This window comes from Nocardiopsis mangrovi (assembly GCF_042653925.1).
Lineage (GTDB): Bacteria > Actinomycetota > Actinomycetes > Streptosporangiales > Streptosporangiaceae > Nocardiopsis_B > Nocardiopsis_B mangrovi.
Genome location: NZ_JBHSFQ010000003.1, coordinates 26,346 through 44,087, shown reverse-complemented (window position 1 = coordinate 44,087; position 17,742 = coordinate 26,346). Strand labels below are relative to the sequence as shown.

Below are 17,742 nucleotides of genomic sequence, written 5' to 3'. Positions count from 1 at the left end.
TCAGAGGCGCTGCTCGAAGAGCTGGACCGCGGTGTCGCCGACCGGGACCAGCTCCACCGGCGTGAACCCCTGCCGGGTGTAGTAGCGGATCAACGCGCCGTCGCCGCCCGCCCAGCAGTCGACCCGCAGCAGGCCGATGCCCCGCGCGCGCGTCTGCTCGCGGGCGAAGTTCAGCAGCCGGGCGCCCACGCCGCCGCCGGTGTGGCCGCGCGCGGTGATGAGCAGGTCGACATAGAGCCCGGGACCGTCGGCCGGCGGGACGTAGTGGATGCCGCCGTCGATCAGCGACATCGCCCCCGCGGGCTCGCCGCCGTCCTCCGCGATCCACAGTCCGCCGCCCGCGGCGATGGAGCGGACCCGCTCCACCCGTGCGGGGACGACCGACCACGGCTCCGGCCCCCACTGGTCCCGCCGCCCGTTGGCGACCAGCCATTCGACCGCGCCGTCGAACATCGCCAGCAGTGTCCCGGTGTCCTCCGGCCCGCCCGCGCGGATGTGCATGTGCCGTCCCCTGTCCCTCGCCCCGATGCCGGCGGATCGGCGGCCGCCCCGCCGATCATGCCACCGGCGGTATCCGCGCAGCGCGTCCGGATCCGTTACGCGGCGGGTCCGCGGGTGGCGCCATCGCAGGTCGGGGCGGTGCGCCCGGCCCCGTCGCCCCGATTGTGGCCGCTCAGCGCCGGGGAATGCGACGGGGCGACCACTATCGTGGAAGGTATGGCTTCCAACGACCACCGCGCAGACATGGAAAAGAGTCCGATTACGACGGATGGCGATCGGTTCGAGCGGGGGTCGGGTGTGGAGATGATCCCGGCGCGCGCCGAAGCCAGGGTGAAGGAGGCCGCGCCGGTGCAATCGGTGGACCGGGCCATCACGGTGCTGGAGATCCTCGCCCAGCACGGCGAGGCCGGGGTCACCGAGATCGCAGTGGAACTCGGTGTGCACAAGTCCACCGCCTTCCGCCTGGTAGGGGCGTTGGAACGGCGCGGCCTGGTCGAGCAGCCGGGCCTCAGGGGCAAGTACCAGCTCGGATTCGGCATCATCCGGCTGGCCGGGACGATGGCGGCCGGGCTCGACCTCACGCAGCAGAGCCGGCCGGTGTGCGAGGACCTCGCGGCCGAGCTGGGCGAGACCGTCAACATCGCCATCCCCAGCGGCAACATGGTGGTCAACATCGACCAGGTCCGGGGGTCCTCGGCGGTCGTCAGCCAGAACTGGATCGGCCGGCAGAACCCGCTGCACTCCACGTCCAGCGGCAAGGTGCTGCTCGCGCACATGAACGAGGCCGAGCAGCGGCGGGTCCTGCGCGGCCCGCTGGAGAAGCTGACCCCGCGCACCGTGGTCGACCCCGACGCGCTGCGCGCCCAGTTCGGCGGCATCCGCGAACGCGGCTACGCCATCGCCGTCGAAGAGCTCGAAGTGGGGCTCAACGCCGTGTCGGCCCCCATCCGGGGGATCACCGGCGAGGTGATCGCCGCGATCAGCGCGTCGGGTCCGTCCTACCGCATGGAGCAGGACAAGCTCGAAGGGATCGGTGAGGCGGTCGGCAAGGCCGCCGTGGAGATCTCCACCCGCATGGGGCACATGCGGGTCCCTTGAGGGCGCCCGCGGCCGGGCCCGGGCACAGCGGAGACGGCCCGGCCGCGCCCGTGCTCACCCCTGCGGCGGGGCGGGCCGGCGGCCCAGGACCGCCGCCACCGCGTCCAGGGCGCGCTCGGCGACCTGCGGGGCCGGGACCGAGACGTCGATCGTGACCCCTTCCTCGTCGTCGCCCAGGGGCTCCAGCGTGGCCTGCTGGGAGGCCAGCAGCCCGGCCGGCATGAAGTGCCCGGCGCGGGCCCGCAGCCGCTCGGCGATGACCTCCGTGGGGGCGTCGAGGTGGACGAAGTACACGCCTGGGGCGCCGCCGCGCAGGATGTCGCGGTAGGAGCGCTTGAGCGCCGAGCACGCCATCAGCGTGGTCTCGCCGCGCAGCTCGTGGCCGCGGATCCAGTCGGCGAGGGTGTGCAGCCACGGCCCGCGGTCCTCGTCGGTGAGGGGCGTTCCGGCCGACATCTTGGCGATGTTGGCCTCGGGGTGGAATCCGTCGGCCTCGGCGTAGGGGAGGCCCAGGCTCTGGGCGACACTGAGGGCGACGGTGCTCTTGCCGCTGCCGGACACCCCCATGAAGACGACGTGCATGTGGTGGTCCCTCCCAGGACGGGGTGCGTTGTACCGATGTGCGGCCGTGTTCGGCCGAACGCACCGTGTATTAATAGTGATACCAATAGTGTCCGCCGACCCGCCCCGGCCCCCGGACGGCGGTGGGACCGCAGCGAACGAGGAGCCCGATGAGCGCCGACGCCGACCACCGCACCCTGCACAACCGCGTGCTGGCGGAGCTGGGCCCGGCCATCGCCGCCGGCGAGTACGCCCCCGGCCACGTCTTCACGCTGGAGCGCCTGGAGCGCCACTACGGGGTCTCGCGCACGGTCGCCCGCGAGGCCGTGCGGGTGCTGGAGTCGATGCACCTGGTGCACAGCCGCCCGCGCACCGGCGTCCGCGTGCGCCCGCCGCAGGAGTGGAGCGTGTACGACCCGCAGCTCATCCGCTGGCGCCTGGCCGGGCCGGGCCGCATGGAGCAGCTCCGCTCGCTCACCGAGCTGCGCGCGGCGGTGGAGCCGCCGGCCGCGGCGTCGGCGGCGCGCCGCGCCTCGGCGGCGGACGGAGCGGCGCTGGCCGAGCTGAACGCCCGCATGGTCGCCACCGGCGAGAGCGGTGACCTGGAGGCGTTCCTGCGCCTGGACGTCGAATACCACCGGCGCATCCTGGAGCTGTCGGGCAACGACATGTTCGCCGGCCTCTCGGGTGTCGTGGCGGAGGTCCTGACCGGCCGCACCGAGTACGACCTGATGCCGCAGCACCCCCGGCCCGAGGCGCTGCGCCTGCACACCCACGTGGCCTCGGCCGTCCGCGACGGCCTCCCCGAGGTGGCGGAGGCCGCGATGCGGGCGATCGTCGGCGAGGTCGTCACCGCTCTGGACCGGGGGCCGACGGGACTCACAGAACCAGGCTGAGCAGGAACGCGAAGGTGAAGCCCACCACGCCGATCAGGGTCTCCATGACCGTCCAGGTGCGCAGCGTCGTCGCGGTGTCCATGCGCAGGAACCGCCCGACCAGCCAGAACCCCGAGTCGTTGACGTGGGACAGCACCGTCGAACCGCAGGCGATGGCGATCACGATCAGCGTCAGGTCGATCGTCGTCACACCGGGGGTGGCCTCGACGGCCGGGGCGATGAGGGCGGCCGCCGTCGTCAGGGCGACCGTGGCCGACCCCTGGGCGACGCGCAGCGCCGTGGCGATGATGAACGCGGCCACGATCACCGGCAGCCCGGTGGCGGCCAGGCTGCTCGACAGCGCCTCGCCGATGCCGCTGGCGCGCAGCACCCCGCCGAACATGCCGCCGGCCCCGGTGATCAGGATGATCGAGCACACCGGCCCGAGCGAGCCCTCGATGATCTGCTCCACGCGGTCGCGCGAGTAGCGTCCGGCGCCCAGCATGACCATGGCGCACAGCGCGGTGATGAGCAGGGCCACCGGGGTCTGGCCGACCAGCACCGCGGCCTGCGCCCAGGCGGCCTCGGTGTCGACGGTGCCGGTGGTGCCCAGGGTCGTGACGACGGTGTTGAGGGAGATCAGCACCATCGGCATCAGCAGGATGCCGATGACGGTCGCCAGGTGCGGCGGGTTGGGCTGGTCCTCGGTGTCGCCCGTGTCGTCGGGGACGGGGATCTGGAAGCGCGCGCCGGCGTAGCGGCTGTAGAGGTAGGAGGCGATGTACCAGGTGGGGATGGCCAAGACCGTGCCGATGAGCAGGGTGAGGCCCATGTTGGCGCCGAGCAGGTCGCTGGCGGCCACCGGTCCGGGGTGCGGCGGCACGAAGGCGTGCATGACCGCGAAGGCGCCCGCTGCGGGCAGCGCGTAGAGCAGCACCGATCCGCCCATGCGGCGGGCGACGCCGAACACGATGGGCAGCATGACGATGAGCCCGGCGTCGAAGAAGATCGGGAAGCCGAACAGCAGAGAGGCGACGCCCAGCGCGAACGGCGCGCGCTTCTCGCCGAAGGCGCGGATCAGGGCGTTGGCCAGGACCGCGGCGCCGCCGGTCACCTCCAGCATCCGGCCGATCATGACGCCCAGGCCGACTAGGAGCGCGACGCTGGCGAGCGTGCTGCCGAACCCGTCGAGCAGGGTGGGCACCACATCGGCCAGCCCGATGCCCGTGGCCAGGGCCACCAGCAGGCTGACCAGGGTCAGGGCGACGAACGCGTGCAGCCGGACCTTCATGACGAGGAACAGCAGAACGGCGATGGACGCCGCGGCGATCAGCAGCAGCGGCCCCGTCGAGAGGGCGGGTTGTGCGGCTTCCAACGGGTGCCTCCTTGTGGCGGATGGGGACGCACGCCGGGCGGCGTGCGTGGAGGACGCTGCCGCAAATCGTAATACCATTTGTGAGCATCTGTGATCCCCGGCGTTGGGAATTGTTATCCGGGGGTCGCCGGGACGCGCCCCGGACGGCCGGGGCGGCGCCCGTTCCTCCGTGACACGCAAGGGGCCCGGGGCCGCCGGATCGGCGGCCCCGGGCCCCTTGTCGAGAGCGGCCTCCCGCGGCCGCGGCGGGTCAGGCGCGGGCGAGGCGCAGGGTCAGGATCTGGAACGGGCGGAGCCGGAACGCGACGGCCGGCAGGTGCGCGGCGTCGACCGGCGGCGCGTCGTCCAGCGGCGCCTCCAGCAGATCGACCGCCGCGGCCCGGCCCACCGGGAACGACGCGGTGAGGGTGCCCTCCGTCCGCGCGCCCAGCGCCTCGTAGAGCCGCACCACGACGTCGCCCGAGCGGTCGTCGGCCAGTTTCACCGACTCCACCACCACCCCCGCGCCGTCGACCTCCACCAGCGGGGTCACCGGCGCCCCGCCGAGCAGGCCCCGCTCGGGCAGGTTGATCCGGTAGCCCTCGCGCACGGCGTCGGCGATGGCGGCGCCGGGCACCAGGGCGTAGCCGAACCGGTGCGATCCCTGGTCGGTCTCGGGGTCGGGGAAGCGCGGCGCGCGCAGCAGGGACAGCCGGACGGTGGTCGTGGTCCCGCCGTCGGCCCGCACGTCACGGGTGACGTCGTGGCCGTAGGTGGAGTCGTTGACGACGGCGTGGCCGTAGCCGGGCTCGGCGACATGGATCCAGCGGTGCGCACAGGTCTCGAACTTGGCGGCGTCCCATGACGTGTTGGTGTGGGTGGGCCGGTGGACATGGCCGAACTGGATCTCCGACGCCGCGGTGTCGGCCCGCACGTCCAGGGGGAAGGCGACCTTGAGCACGCGTTCGCGCTCGTGCCAGTCGACCTCGGTGGTGATGTCGAGCCGCCGGGCGCCGCGGTGCAGGGTGAGCACCTGGAGCACCGACGAGGAGCCGAAGGTCCGCCGCACCGACACCGAGGCGTTGCCGGGGCCCGCCGACACGACGTCGATCTCCTCGGCCGCCACCAGGTCGGTGACGTTGCCGCGGTAGAACGGGTCGATGTCCCACGCGTCCCACGCGTTGGGCAGGTCGCGGTGGAGCTGGAGCAGGTTGGCGGCCGAGCCCGGGGCGATCGCCTCGCGCCCGGTGCCGAGGTCGACCACGGAGGTGACCAGCCCGCGGCCGTCGACGGCCACCCTCAGCAGGCCGTTGTCGAGCACGTGGCCGTCGCCGTCGGGGACGGCCGTGACCTCGGGGGCGGTCGTGGGCACCGCCCGGATCGCGGCCCCCAGCGCCGGGACGCCGTCGCGCTCGTGCGGGCACGGGTTGAACACCACCTCGCCGGGCGGGCCCGGGTCCCCGGCGGGCCCGGCGCCCGGCGAACCGGCCAGGGCGGTCTGGGCGGACTCGATGATCAGGTCCAGTTCGCCGGCGATCTCGGAGTAGGCGCGGGCGGCCTCGCGGTGCACCCACGCGATGGAGGACCCCGGGAGGATGTCGTGGAACTGGTTGAGCAGCACCTTGCGCCACAGGTCGTCGAGCCGGTCGTAGGGGTAGTCGTACTGCGCGTGGGACGCCACGGCGGCGGTGGCCGCCCACAGCTCCGCCTCGCGCAGCAGGTGCTCGCTGCGGCGGTTGCCCTGCTTGGTGGCGGCCTGGCTGGTGTAGGTGCCGCGGTGCAGCTCCAGGTAGAGCTCGCCCAGCCAGACGGGGGCGTCGGGGTATTCCTCCTCGGCGGCGGCGAAGAAGTCCTGCGGGCGCTCCAGCCGCACCCGCGGCGAGCCTTCGAGGTCGGCCAGGCGGTCGGCGCGGCCGAGCATCTCCCGGGTGGGGCCCCCGCCGCCGTCGCCGTGCCCGAACGGGGCGAGGGAGCGCGTGGCCCGGCCCTTCTCCCGGAAGTTGTCGGCGGCGTGGCCGAGCTCGTGGCCGGTCAGCTCCGCGTTGTAGGTGTCGATGGGCGGGAAGTGCGTGAAGACGCGGGTGCCGTCGATGCCCTCCCACCAGAAGGTGTGGTGGGGGAAGGTGTTGGTCTGGCTCCAGGAGATCTTCTGGGTGAGGAACCAGCGCGACCCCGACAGCTTCACGAGCTGCGGCAGGGCGGCGGAGTAGCCGAAGGAGTCGGGCAGCCACACCTCGCGGGTGTCCACGCCCAGCTCCTCGCGGAAGAACCGCTTGCCGAAGGAGAACTGCCGGGCCAGCGCCTCGGAGCCGGGCATGTTGGTGTCGGACTCCACCCACATCCCGCCCACGGGGACGAACCGCCCCTCGGCGACCCGGGAGCGCACTCGCTCGAAGACGCCGGGGTGGTGGTCGCGCAGCCAGGCGAGCTGCTGGGCCTGCGACATGGCGAAGACCAGGCCGGGGTGGTCGTCCATGAGGGCGGTGACGTTGGCGGCCGTGCGGGCGACCTTGCGCACGGTCTCGCGCAGCGGCCACAGCCACGCGGAGTCGATGTGGGCGTGGCCCACCGCGGACAGCCGGTGCGCGCTGCGCTCGGCGGGCGCGGCCAGCACGGGGGCGAGGGGGGCGCGGGCGGCGGTGGCGGTGCCCGGGACGTCGCCGGGGTCGAGCCGGTCCAGGCAGGCGGCGACGGCTCGCAGGATCTCCCACCGCCGCGCGGACTGGGCCGGCAGCCGGTGCATGAGCCCGCCCAGGACCTCCAGGTCGAGGCTGAGCCCCCACACCTCCTCGTCGAAGACGGCGAGGTCGGCTCGGGCCAGCCGGTACTGCGGCGCGCCGTTGATGGCGGCGGGGTCGCCCAGCGACGTGGGGCGGAACCCGGCCGGGCCGAGGATCAGCGGGTTGGCGGCGGCCTCGACGTAGAAGTCGATTTTCTCGCCGCCGACCGCCGGGGACGCCGCCCGCACCCAGTGGTTGCGGGGGTTGAGGCCCTTGAGGACCGTTCCGGAGGGGTCGTGGACCAGCCCTTCGGCGGAGAAACCGGGGCGGTCGGGGTCGAAGCCGAGGTCGACGACGGCCTCGACGGTCCGGCCGGCCCACGCGTGGGGGACGGTGCCGGCGAAGTGGAACCAGGTGGTGCCCCAGGGCGGCCCCCAGGGGTCGCCGACCGCCGCGGAGCGGTAGGACGCCCGCAGCGCCTCCGCCACGGGTACCGGCTCTTCGGGGACGTCCCATCGGGCGACCTGGAGGGGCACCGAGACCGGATGGACCGATGTCCAGATCCGCTCGCCCAGGACCCGCTCAAGGCGTTGTTCCACCAACTCATGGTCGTCGTGCATGGAACGCTCCGTAACATCGGCGGCCTTTGGGTACGTTCCCAAGTGGCTGGAGGGAAAGTCAAGAATGCGGGTGAACCAGCCGGTGAATTCATGGGTACGCCGCTGTGGGGAACGGCGGTGCGGCACCGGGTGGGGCCCGCACCACCTGTACGCGTAGCGCTGGCGTTGCAGACACGGCGACATCCGTCGGCAACACTGGGAACCCGGATTCGGCGGACGCGGAATGGAAGAGCAGGGCGCATGCACAGGCTGATCAACCAGGTACGCCCGTATGCGTGGGGGGCCAAGGACGCCATCCCCCGCCTGCTCGGCACGCGGCCCGACGGGCGTCCCCAGGCGGAGCTGTGGCTGGGCGCCCACCCCGGCGCGCCCAGCTCCCTCGTCACCGGGGGCGGGACGGCGTCGTTCGAGGACGTCATCGCCGCGGCGCCCGGCGACGTCCTCGGCGAGCGGACCGTGGACCGCTTCGGCCCCCGCCTGCCGTTCCTGCTGAAGGTGCTGGCCGCCGAGGAGCCGCTGTCGCTCCAGGTGCACCCCGACGCCGCGCGCGCCCGCTCCGGGTTCGACGCCGAGGAGGCCGCGGGCATCCCGGTCGACGCCCCCGACCGCAACTACCGCGACCCGCAGGCGAAGCCCGAGCTCGTGTTCGCCCTGGAGACCTTCGAAGCGCTGTGCGGGTTCCGCGACCCGGCGAACGCGCACGCCGACCTCGCACCGCTGCGCGGCGAGCTCGCCGGCATCCTCCGCGGCGACCTGGCCGAGCCCGACCCCCACCGCGCGCTGCGCGCCGCCATGACCCGGCTGCTCACGCTCGGGTGCGCGGAGCGCGGGCCGCTGCTGGCCGACTTCGTCGCCGAGTGGGCCGTCGCGGGCCGCGGTCCGCACTACGAGACGGTCAACGAGCTGGCGGAACGCTACCCGGGCGACCCCGGCGCCGTCGCCGCGCTGCTGCTCAACCGCGTCACCCTGCGCCCCGGCGAGGCGCTGTTCCTGCCGGCCGGCAATGTCCACGCCTACCTGCGGGGAACAGCGGTGGAGGTCATGGCCAGCTCCGACAACGTCCTCAGAGCAGGGCTCACCGGAAAGCACGTCGACACCGGTGAGCTGCTCAACGTCGTGGACTTCTCGGTGCTGCCGATCCCCTTCACCGAGCCCGTCCGCGTCGACGGGCGCAGCGAGTTCCGCCCCGGTGTGCCCGACTTCGCCCTGGCGACCCTCGGCCCCGGTCCGGTCGACGCCCACCTGCCGGGCGGCGTGCCGTCGGTGGTGCTGGCCCTGGAGGGCGGCGCCGACCTCAAGGCCGAGACCGGGGAGGCGCTCACGCTGCGCCGCGGGCAATCGGTGTTCGTTCCGGCGGCCGCCGGCCGGGTGGAGATCCTCGGCGACGGCCACCTCGTGGCCGCGACGGTCGGGGACTGAGGCGGGAGGCACGGCGGAGGGGGCCGCGGCCCCGCCGGGGCGCCCCGGCGGCACGGGGGCCACACCGGCACGCGCGCGCAACGGAGGCCCCGTGCGCCGCTACGCTGGGGTGCCGCCCGACGAACCGAACGACAGTGGGGGAAACCCGATGGCGCTTGAGCGTCCCGAAATCGACTACATCGACGGACCGCCGCCCGCGGGCCTGGAGATCACCGACGTCACCATCGGCGAAGGCGCCCAGGCCGGCCACGGCTCGACGGTCGACGTGCACTACGTGGGCGTCTCCTTCTCCACCGGCGAGGAGTTCGACGCCTCGTGGAACCGCGGCGAGCCCCTGAGCTTCAAGCTCGGTGCCGGCCAGGTCATCCCCGGCTGGGACCAGGGCGTCCTCGGCATGCGGATCGGCGGCCGGCGCCGGCTGGTCATCCCGCCGCACCTGGCCTACGGCTCACGCGGCGCCGGGGGCAAGATCAAGCCCAACGAGACCCTCGTGTTCGTCGTGGACCTGGTCGGCGTCGGCTAGGAGGCGCGCCCGGGGCCGCGGCGGCGATGCCGGTCGCCTCCACCGCGACCGGCCGCCGCCGGGGACCGGAAGGCTCTCCACCCCGCGGACCGCGTTCTCCACCGCGGTCCGCACCGGGACCCCGTCCGGCGGGGCCGCCCGGTGCCGGCCGATGGGACACACCAGCGCGCGCACCGGATTCCACCCGGTGGACGTCGCGGACGAAGGACAGAGGAAGGAGCGTGGAGCGGTGCAGCGGTTGCCCTAGCCGCCCGCCCGGAAGGTCCGGGCGCCCGGGCGGCGGGTTCCGGAAGGAACGAGATGTCCCGTACGGACAAGGACAAACCGCTGCGGGTGCGCTACGCGGAACACGGCCCCCGGCCGGTCCACGACCACCGCTTCGGCCCCTGCGACCTGCCCGGCGAGCCCGCCCGGGCGGCCGCTGGCACGCGCTGCCGCTGGCCGGACCTCGGCGCGGTCGTGATGGGCCACACCTGCTGCTCGGGATGCAAGAGGCGCTCCCACATCAAGGAGTGGCAGCGCTACACCAGGGCCGGCAACCGCAGGGAGCGCTACGCGGGCCGCCGCGCGGCCCGTCGGTACGCCGCCGGCGAAACCGCCGACTGACCCCGCCCTCCTCCGTAGACCGGCCGCACGCCGCTGGCCGCGCCGGTCCGGTCACGGACCGGCGCGGGCGCCCGCGCGGCGGGCGCTCAGCGCCCGTCGCCGGGCGGCCGGTGGCACAGGTACCCGGCCACGGTGCCGTCCGGATGCCGCTGCGGGATGATGACCTCCGCTCCTTCGGCGGCGATGCGGTCGAAGTAGGGGCGCAGGCGGTCGAGCAGGCGGGCCTCCGCGGTGTCGCGGAAAGGGCGCAGCGACTCCTCGTCGCCCTCGATCAGCAGGTAGCGCCCGACCACGGCCGAGCGCACGCGCGCGGCGGGGAACACCGAGCGCTCACCGGCCGGCACGCCCTCGCGTCTCTCGTAGCGCGTAATCCCCGATTCCAGCGCGCCGGGGGGCACGAACACGCGGATGAGCGCACGGCGGCGCTCGACCGGGCCGGACGGGTCGCTGCGCGTGCGCCGGAGGCGGGGCGCGTGGTGCTGTTCGTTCATGGTCAAGCAGCATCATCCGCCGACCGCCCCGCAACAGCGTGCACCCCGGCGAATTCCGCGTGCCGCCCTCCCGGTCGGCGCCGGCCGGGCGTCGGCCGGTGGTGGACGTACTCCGCCACCGTGCCGTCCGGGCGCCGCGCGTTGAACGCGGCGCCCGCCGGAACCTCCTGCAACGGGAAAACGATCTCCGAGCCTTCGGCCACCGAGCGGCCGTAGTAGGGCCGCACGTCGTCCACCAGAAGCGTCCCCGTGGTGCCGCGGAAGGGGATCAGCGCCTCGTCGTCGCCCTCGATCAGCAGGAACGCGCCCACCACGGCAAGGTGCGGCCGCGCGGCGGGGACGGAGAACCGCGCACCGGCTTCGACCTCCTGAAGGCGTTCGTAGAACGCGATTCCGGAATCCAGCGTGTCAGGGGCGAGGAAGACCCGGATGAGGACGCGCGGCCGCACCAGGCCCGAGGAGTCGTTCCGCTCGCGCCGCACCTCGGGCGCCCCGTGCTGTCGGTCCGTGCCCTCACCCGAGGGACGGTGATCACGGGGTGAGCGGCCGGCCCGGGTGCCGGCGCCCGCTGAAGACGGGGGCGCGGGCGGTGGGGTGGGCGGGCATGGGATTCTGCGGGAATGGAGAGCGACGCCGAAGACCGGGCCGTGGAGTTCGAAGGGCTGCGGCCCCGCCTCTTCTCCATCGCCTACCGGATGCTGGGGTCGGCGAGCGAGGCCGAGGACGCGGTGCAGGACGCGTACCTGAAGTGGAGCGCCGCCGACGCGTCCGCGATCGAGGTGCCCGCCGCCTGGCTCACCACCGTGCTGACCCGCCTGTGCCTCAACCGGCTCACCTCGGCCCGGGCGACGCGTGAGCGCTACGTCGGCCCGTGGCTGCCCGAGCCCGTCCTCACCGGTGCGGCGGCGGGCGGCGGCTCCGGGGTCGGGCCGCTGGAGACGGCGGAGCAGCGCGATTCGGTCTCGCTGGCCCTGCTCTCGCTCATGGAGCGGCTGACCCCGGTCGAACGGGCCGTGTTCGTGCTGCGCGAGGCGTTCGCCTACCCCCACTCCGACATCGCCGGGATCCTCGACATCACGCCAGAGGGGTCGCGCCAGCTCTACCGCCGGGCGCGGCAGCGGATCGCCCAGGACCGGCGCCGCTTCGAGCCGTCGGAGCGGCGGTGGCACGACGTCGTCGAGAAGTTCCTCGACGCGGCGCGCGGAGGCGATATCGCCGCGCTGGAGCAGCTCCTGGCCGAGGACGCCGTCTCCTGGTCCGACGGCGGCGGCAAGGCCAGCGCCGGCCGGCGCCCCGTCCACGGCCGCGACCGGGTCGCCCGCCTGCTGGTGGGGTTCGCCGGCCGGGTCGCCGAGGAGTACACCATCGTTATCGCCGAGGTCAACGGTGCCCCGGCGGTGCTGGTCCTGCTCGACGGGGAACCGGTCGCCGTGCTGGCGCCCGAGGTCGTCGCCGGACGCGTGGCGGCGATCCGGGCCGCGGTCAACCCCGACAAGCTCGCCTTCCTCGCGCGGCAGCTCCGATCCGCGGGCTGACCGGCCGCGCGTGCCGCGGCCGCCACCGGTTCGGGGCGGCCGGCCGTTGATCCGTGGTGTGATTCACCTCACCCGGTGGCCCGTCACGTCCGGGCCCGCCCGGTGGTTCAGGTTCCGGCGCACCGACCCGGGGCGCCAGGACACCGGGCGACCGGAAGGAAGGAGCGCGGTCATGGAACACAACGTGGTGGTCATCGGCGCGGGGTACGCGGGGCTGGCGGCGGCGGTACGCGCGGCACGGGGCGGGCCCGCCCGTATGACCCTCGTCAACGAGCGGGCGCACTTCGTCGAACGGGTCCGGCTGCACGAGGCCGCCGCCGGGCGGCGATCCACCGGCCGGCGGCTGGACCGGGTCCTCGACGGCACGGGCGTCTCACTGGCCGTCGGCCGCGCCACCGGTATCGACACGGAGCGGCACCGGATCCGCGTGACCGGCGCGGACGGTGCGGCCGAGATCGGCTACGACACCCTCGTCTACGCCCCCGGCAGCGGGGCCGACACCTCCTCGGTCCCCGGCGCCGGCCGGTACGCCTACACCCTGGCCGGGTTCGGTCCCGCCCGGGCCCTCGGGGAGGCGCTGCCGCGCCTGGCCGCCGAGCGGGCGACGGTGGCCATCGTCGGCGGGGGCCTCACGGGGATCGAGGCCGCCGCCGAACTCGCCGAGGCACGGCCGGGACTCCGGGTGCGCCTGGTCACCCGAGGGCGGTTGGGCGCCCGCTTCTCCCCGCGGGGCCGGCGGCACCTGCTGCGCACCCTGGAGCGGCTCGGTGTCGCGGTGGCGGAGAACGCGGCGGTCGCCGAAGTCCGGGCCGACGGCGTCGTGCTCGCCGACGGGTCCGCGATCCCCGCCGGCGCGGTGGTCTGGAGCACGGGGTACACGGTCCCCGGGCTCGCGCGTGCGGCCGGGATCCGGGTGGACGCGGCCGGACGCGTGGTGGTCGACGGGACGCAGCGCTCGGTCTCCCACCCCGATGTGTACGCGGTGGGCGACGCCGCCCGCGCGGCCGGTCCCGGCGGGGGCGAGCTGCGCATGTCGTGCGCCGCCGGGCTGCCGATGGCGTCCGAGGCGGCCCGTGCCATCACCGCCCGCATCGCCGGGCGCGAACCGCGCGACCTGCGGTTCCGCTTCTACATCCGGTGCGTGAGCCTGGGCCGGCGCGACGGCCTGATCCAGTTCGTGGCGCCGGACGACACGCCGCACCCGGCCGTGATCACCGGCCGCGCGGCGGCCCGGGTGAAGGAGGCGGTCGTGCGCGGAGCCGCGGCGTTCACCTACGGGGCGACCGTCCCCCTCGGCAGCCGCCCGCGCCCGCTCGCGCCCATGGCGGAGGAACCGTCCCCGGTCGCCTGACCCCGGCCGCACTCCGGGAAACGGCGTCGCGGACCCGGGAGCCGGGCGCCGGCCCGGAGGGGCGCCCGGCCATGGCCGTTCCCGCGACCGGCGGGACCGGGAACGCCGGCCGCCATCCACGGGGCGGGTGACCGCCCCGCCCCGCCGCGCTCGTCCGTCCCGGTCAGCGCAGGCCCAGGCGGGCGGCGGCGGTGTCCCAGGGGGTGGTGGGGGAGACCGGGGTGTAGGTGCGCAGGTCCTGGGTGTCGTGGACGAGTGCGCGCAGGGCCGCCAGGTCGTCGGCCACGCCCGCCGCGCGGGCCTGGACGATGATGTTGCCGACCGCCGTGGCCTCCGTCGGTCCGGCCACCACCGGTACCCCCAAGGCGTCGGCGGTCCACTGGCACAGCAGCTCATTGCGGGCGCCGCCGCCGACCAGGTGCACGACCTCCACGTCGCGCCCGGCGAGCTCGGCGGCCCGGCGCAGGGTGTCGCGGTGGGCCAGGGCCAGGCTCTCCAGCACGCAGCGCAGCAGCGGACCGCGTCCCTCGGGGACCGGCTGCCCGCTCTCCCGCAGCGCCTCGGCGATACGGCCCGGCACGTCGCCGGGGGCGACGAAGCGGGCGTCGCCCGCGTCGATCAGGGCCGCGAACGGCGCGGCGCGGGCCGCGTCCGCCAGCAGGCCCGGCAGGGCGTCGGCGCCCAGCCCCCAGGTGCGCAGGCTCTCCTGCACGAGCCACAGCCCCGTGATGTTGCGCAGGAACCGGGTGGTGCCGTCCACCCCCAGTTCGTTGGTGAAGTTCGCCGCGCGCGCCTCCTCGGTGACCACGGGGCTTGGCAGCTCCAGCCCGGCCAGCGACCAGGTGCCGCAGGAGATGTAGCCGAAGCGGTCGGTGCGGGCCGGGACCCCGGCGACGGCCGACGCCGTGTCGTGCGAGGCCACGGCCGTGACGACCGTGTCCGTCAGCCCCGTTTCGGCGGCGGCCCCGGGCAGCAGGGGGCCGACGCGCGTCCCGGGGCGCACCAGGCCGGGCAGCAGCGACGCCGGCACCCCCACTGCGGCGGCCAGCTCGTCGGACCACTCCAGCGCCGTGACGTCCAGCAGGCCGGTCGTCGAGGCGTTGGTGATCTCGGCGCCGCGGGCGCCGGTCAGCCAGTAGGTGATCAGGTCGGGGATGAGGAGCAGCAGGTCGGCGGCGTGGAACTGGGGCGTCGCCCGTGCGGCGGCGAGCTGGAAGACCGTGTTGAACGGCTGGAACTGCAGTCCGTTGCGCGCGTAGAGGGCGCCCGCCCCGATCTCGGCGACCACCCGGGGCGCCGCCTCCGCGGTCCGCTCGTCGCGGTAGGAGAAGGGCAGCCCCAGCAGCGCGCCCGTCCGGTCCAGCAGGCCGTAGTCGACCGCCCACGCGTCGACGCCCACGGACCCGGGCGCGTGCGGGGCGGCGGCGCGCAGGCCGTCGAGCACCCCGCGGTACAGGCCGGTCACGTCCCAGTGCAGGCCGCTGGGCAGCCGCAGCGGCCGGTTGGCGAACCGGTGGACCTCGGTCAGGTCCAGGGTGCCGGAGCCGACCCGCCCCACGACGACGCGTCCGCTGGACGCACCGAGGTCGACGGCGGCAACGGTGGCGGGAGAGGACACGTTCGGGCCTTCCTGATGTGATCGAGACGGACGACCGGTCGGCCGCGGAGGGTTTTCCACAGATCCCGGATCGACGTGGCGCGGGGTGCGGTGACTCGGATGGGATGTCGGGTGACGCCGGGATGGGGCGACGACACCGCGCCGCGGTCGGCGCGGGGAGAGGAGGCCGGGATGGGGATCATCGGCCGGCTGATCGCCGGCGTGACGCAGGGGTGCCGCCGGACGCACCGCCACCTGCGGTCGGCGGCACCCTTCCAAACCGTCCTGACCTGCTGCGACCCGCCCCGGTGGCCCTGGCCCACCGGCCGTGCGCGCAAGGGAGCGTGCCGGGGCGGAGACCGGCGGTCAGCGGAGGAACGCCGCGGCGACCCCGGCGTCCACGGGGATGTGGAGGCCGGTGGTGTGGCTGAGCTCGCCGCCGGTCAGGGCGTAGACCGCGTTGGCCACGTGGTCGGGCAGGACCTCCCTCTTGAGCAGGGTCCGCTGGGCGTAGAACGCGCCCAGCTCCTCCTCGGGAACCCCGTAGACCGCCGCGCGCCGGGCGCCCCAGCCGCCCGCGAAGATCCCCGATCCGCGCACCACTCCGTCGGGGTTGATCCCGTTGACCCGCACCCCGTGCCCGCCCAGTTCGGCGGCGAGCAGCCGCACCTGGTGGGCCTGGTCGGCCTTCGCCGCCCCGTAGGCCACGTTGTTGGGCCCCGCGAACACCCCGTTCTTGCTGGAGATGTACACGATGTCACCGCCCATCCCCTGCTCGATCAGGACCCGGGCCGTCTCCCTGGACACCAGGAACGAGCCGCGCGCCATCACCCCGTGCTGGACGTCCCAGTCGGCGTCGGTGGTCTCCAGCAGCGGCTTGGAGATCGACAGCCCCGCGTTGTTGACCACCAGGTCCACGCCGCCGAACGCGAGCACCGCGGCCCGCACCGCGCCGGCGACCTGCCCGGCGTCGGTGACATCCGCCGCCACCGCGATCGCGGCGTCCGCCCCGCCGATCTCCGCGGCCACCCCGGCCGCCCTGCCGGCGTCGCGGTCGGCCACCACCACGCACGCGCCCTCGGCGGCCAGCCGCAGCGCCACGGCCCGGCCGATCCCCGATCCGCCGCCCGTCACCAGGGCCACCCGCGACGCCAGCGCCTTGGGCTTGGGCCGGCGCTGGAGCTTGGCCTCCTCCAGCGCCCAGTACTCGATCCGGAACTTCTCCGACTCCGGGATGGGCGCGTAGGACGAGACCGTCTCGGCGCCGTGCATCACGTTGATCGCGTTCACGTAGAACTCGCCGGCCACCCGCGCCGTCTGCTTGTCGGGGCCGAACGAGAACATGCCCACCCCCGGCACGAGGACGATCGCGGGGTCGGCGCCGCGCATGGCGGGGGAGTCCGGTGCGGCGTGGCCCTCGTAGTAGGCGCGGTAGTCCTCGCGGTAGCCGGTGTGCAGCTCGCGCAGGCGGGCCACCGCCTCCTCCAGCGGGGCGTCGGGGGCGGTGTCCAGCACCAGCGGGCGCACCTTGGTGCGCAGGAAGTGGTCCGGGCAGGAGGTGCCCAGCGCGGCCAGCCGCGGGTGCCCCTCGCGCGAGAGGAAGTCCAGCACCGCGTCATTGTCGGTGTAGTGCCCCACCTGGGGCCGGTCGGTCGAGGCCAGCCCGCGCACCACGGGCAGCAGGGCCGCCGCCCGGGCGTGCCGCTCCGCCACGGGCAGCGGGGCCAGGGCCGCGACCTCGGCGCCGAACGGGTGGGGCCGGCCTTCGCCGCGCCGGGCGATGAACTCCTCGGCGGTGCGGATGATCTCCAGCGCGTTGCGCTCGCACGCGTCGCCGGTGTCGCCCCACGCGGTGATCCCGTGCCCGCCGAGGATCACCCCGATCGCCCCGGGGTTGGCGCGCTTGATGGCGGCGATGTCCAGCCCCAGCTGGAAGCCGGGCCGCCGCCACGGCACCCAGGCCACCCGGCCGCCGAAGCACTCGGCGGTGAGCCGCTCGCCGTCGGCCGCGCACGCCAGCGCGATTCCGGAGTCGGGGTGCAGGTGGTCCACGTGCGCCGCCTCCACCAGGCCGTGCATCGCGGTGTCGATCGACGGCGCCGCGCCGCCCTTGCCGTGGGCGCAGTAGTCGAACGCCGCGACCATCTCGTCCTCGCGATCCACCCCCGGGTAGACCCCGGCGAGCGCGCGCAGCCGGTCCAGGCGCAGTACGGCGAGCCCCGCCTCGGTCAGCGTCCCGAGGTCGCCGCCGGAGCCCTTCACCCACATGAGCTCCACGGGCTCGCCCGTGACCGGGTCGGTCGCCTCCCCCTTGGCCGACGCGTTGCCGCCGGCGTAGTTGGTGTTGCGCGGGTCGGCACCCAGCCGGTGCGAGCGCTCCAGCAGCGCGGCGACCTCGGGATGGGTCTGCTCGGTCATGTCGTCCCCTGGGGATGTCGGTCGGTGCGGGTGTCGGTCGCCGGGGCGCCGGGCGCCTCCGTGGTGTTCGCCG

15 protein-coding genes are annotated in these 17,742 nt (G+C 74.7%); 7 read left to right on the top strand and 8 right to left on the bottom strand.

The window, feature by feature from the left end:
- Positions 1 to 501 (bottom strand): GNAT family N-acetyltransferase, encoded by a 501-nt coding sequence (locus tag ACFO4E_RS04065; RefSeq protein WP_378571652.1) that lies wholly within the window; start codon positions 499 to 501, stop codon positions 1 to 3.
- Between the two features lie 348 nt (positions 502 to 849).
- Here ACFO4E_RS04065 and ACFO4E_RS04060 point away from each other — a divergent pair, with 348 nt between their 5' ends.
- Positions 850 to 1,599, top strand: coding sequence for an IclR family transcriptional regulator (locus ACFO4E_RS04060; protein WP_378571651.1), 750 nt, complete (start codon positions 850 to 852; stop codon positions 1,597 to 1,599).
- A gap of 54 nt (positions 1,600 to 1,653) precedes the next feature.
- On the opposite strand, the gene ACFO4E_RS04055 is transcribed toward ACFO4E_RS04060, so the two are convergent.
- Positions 1,654 to 2,181 carry a gluconokinase gene (locus ACFO4E_RS04055; protein WP_378571650.1) on the bottom strand — a complete coding sequence of 176 codons (528 nt, stop codon included), beginning with the start codon at positions 2,179 to 2,181 and terminating at the stop codon, positions 1,654 to 1,656.
- Positions 2,182 to 2,330: 149 nt separating this feature from the next.
- On the opposite strand from ACFO4E_RS04055, the gene ACFO4E_RS04050 reads away from it, so the two are divergent.
- A complete protein-coding gene (locus tag ACFO4E_RS04050; RefSeq protein WP_378571649.1) occupies positions 2,331 to 3,056 on the top strand; it encodes a FadR/GntR family transcriptional regulator in 726 nt (241 codons plus the stop codon).
- On the opposite strand, the gene ACFO4E_RS04045 is transcribed toward ACFO4E_RS04050, so the two are convergent.
- Both ACFO4E_RS04045 and ACFO4E_RS04040 read right to left on the bottom strand, forming a co-directional pair.
- Positions 3,040 to 4,410 carry a GntP family permease gene (locus tag ACFO4E_RS04045; protein WP_378571648.1) on the bottom strand — a complete coding sequence of 457 codons (1,371 nt, stop codon included), beginning with the start codon at positions 4,408 to 4,410 and terminating at the stop codon, positions 3,040 to 3,042. The genes ACFO4E_RS04050 and ACFO4E_RS04045 overlap by 17 nt on opposite strands.
- A gap of 250 nt (positions 4,411 to 4,660) precedes the next feature.
- A complete protein-coding gene (locus ACFO4E_RS04040) occupies positions 4,661 to 7,729 on the bottom strand; it encodes an alpha-mannosidase (protein ID WP_378571647.1) in 3,069 nt (1,022 codons plus the stop codon).
- Between the two features lie 240 nt (positions 7,730 to 7,969).
- On the opposite strand from ACFO4E_RS04040, the gene manA reads away from it, so the two are divergent.
- The 3 genes from manA (at position 7,970) to ACFO4E_RS04025 (ending at position 10,277) form a co-directional block, all read left to right on the top strand.
- Positions 7,970 to 9,148, top strand: a complete 1,179-nt coding sequence (manA, locus tag ACFO4E_RS04035; protein WP_378571646.1) for a mannose-6-phosphate isomerase, class I — start codon at positions 7,970 to 7,972, stop codon at positions 9,146 to 9,148.
- A gap of 148 nt (positions 9,149 to 9,296) precedes the next feature.
- Positions 9,297 to 9,671, top strand: coding sequence for an FKBP-type peptidyl-prolyl cis-trans isomerase (locus ACFO4E_RS04030; RefSeq protein WP_378571645.1), 375 nt, complete (start codon positions 9,297 to 9,299; stop codon positions 9,669 to 9,671).
- A gap of 300 nt (positions 9,672 to 9,971) precedes the next feature.
- On the top strand, positions 9,972 to 10,277 hold the full coding sequence (locus tag ACFO4E_RS04025; RefSeq protein WP_378571644.1) for a hypothetical protein: 306 nt from the start codon (positions 9,972 to 9,974) through the stop codon (positions 10,275 to 10,277).
- Between the two features lie 86 nt (positions 10,278 to 10,363).
- On the opposite strand, the gene ACFO4E_RS04020 is transcribed toward ACFO4E_RS04025, so the two are convergent.
- Positions 10,364 to 10,768 carry a hypothetical protein gene (locus tag ACFO4E_RS04020; protein ID WP_378571643.1) on the bottom strand — a complete coding sequence of 135 codons (405 nt, stop codon included), beginning with the start codon at positions 10,766 to 10,768 and terminating at the stop codon, positions 10,364 to 10,366.
- 2 nt (positions 10,769 to 10,770) lie between these two features.
- The gene (locus ACFO4E_RS04015) at positions 10,771 to 11,250 is read right to left on the bottom strand and encodes a hypothetical protein (RefSeq protein ID WP_378571642.1); all 480 of its coding nucleotides are present in this window, start codon (positions 11,248 to 11,250) and stop codon (positions 10,771 to 10,773) included.
- 138 nt (positions 11,251 to 11,388) lie between these two features.
- Here ACFO4E_RS04015 and ACFO4E_RS04010 point away from each other — a divergent pair, with 138 nt between their 5' ends.
- Both ACFO4E_RS04010 and ACFO4E_RS04005 read left to right on the top strand, forming a co-directional pair.
- Positions 11,389 to 12,303: an RNA polymerase sigma-70 factor gene (locus ACFO4E_RS04010; RefSeq protein WP_378571641.1), complete on the top strand. Its 915-nt coding sequence runs from the start codon at positions 11,389 to 11,391 to the stop codon at positions 12,301 to 12,303.
- Between the two features lie 172 nt (positions 12,304 to 12,475).
- Complete coding sequence (locus ACFO4E_RS04005) at positions 12,476 to 13,654, top strand: NAD(P)/FAD-dependent oxidoreductase (RefSeq protein WP_378571640.1); 1,179 nt, start codon at positions 12,476 to 12,478, stop codon at positions 13,652 to 13,654.
- Positions 13,655 to 13,817: 163 nt separating this feature from the next.
- On the opposite strand, the gene ACFO4E_RS04000 is transcribed toward ACFO4E_RS04005, so the two are convergent.
- Together ACFO4E_RS04000 and ACFO4E_RS03995 are read right to left on the bottom strand one after the other, a co-directional pair.
- Positions 13,818 to 15,272, bottom strand: coding sequence for a rhamnulokinase (locus tag ACFO4E_RS04000; protein ID WP_378571639.1), 1,455 nt, complete (start codon positions 15,270 to 15,272; stop codon positions 13,818 to 13,820).
- A gap of 345 nt (positions 15,273 to 15,617) precedes the next feature.
- Positions 15,618 to 17,669, bottom strand: coding sequence for a bifunctional aldolase/short-chain dehydrogenase (locus tag ACFO4E_RS03995; protein WP_378571638.1), 2,052 nt, complete (start codon positions 17,667 to 17,669; stop codon positions 15,618 to 15,620).
- Between the last annotated feature and the right edge of the window lie 73 nt (positions 17,670 to 17,742).

Coding starts and splice junctions, on each gene's coding strand:
- manA (WP_378571646.1), top strand. CDS start 7,970: ATGCACAGGCTGATCAACCAGGTACGCCCGTATGCGTGGGGGGCCAAG.
- ACFO4E_RS03995 (WP_378571638.1), bottom strand. CDS start 17,669: ATGACCGAGCAGACCCATCCCGAGGTCGCCGCGCTGCTGGAGCGCTCG.
- ACFO4E_RS04040 (WP_378571647.1), bottom strand. CDS start 7,729: ATGCACGACGACCATGAGTTGGTGGAACAACGCCTTGAGCGGGTCCTG.
- ACFO4E_RS04055 (WP_378571650.1), bottom strand. CDS start 2,181: ATGCACGTCGTCTTCATGGGGGTGTCCGGCAGCGGCAAGAGCACCGTC.
- ACFO4E_RS04030 (WP_378571645.1), top strand. CDS start 9,297: ATGGCGCTTGAGCGTCCCGAAATCGACTACATCGACGGACCGCCGCCC.
- ACFO4E_RS04025 (WP_378571644.1), top strand. CDS start 9,972: ATGTCCCGTACGGACAAGGACAAACCGCTGCGGGTGCGCTACGCGGAA.
- ACFO4E_RS04065 (WP_378571652.1), bottom strand. CDS start 501: ATGCACATCCGCGCGGGCGGGCCGGAGGACACCGGGACACTGCTGGCG.
- ACFO4E_RS04010 (WP_378571641.1), top strand. CDS start 11,389: ATGGAGAGCGACGCCGAAGACCGGGCCGTGGAGTTCGAAGGGCTGCGG.
- ACFO4E_RS04005 (WP_378571640.1), top strand. CDS start 12,476: ATGGAACACAACGTGGTGGTCATCGGCGCGGGGTACGCGGGGCTGGCG.
- ACFO4E_RS04050 (WP_378571649.1), top strand. CDS start 2,331: ATGAGCGCCGACGCCGACCACCGCACCCTGCACAACCGCGTGCTGGCG.
- ACFO4E_RS04020 (WP_378571643.1), bottom strand. CDS start 10,768: ATGAACGAACAGCACCACGCGCCCCGCCTCCGGCGCACGCGCAGCGAC.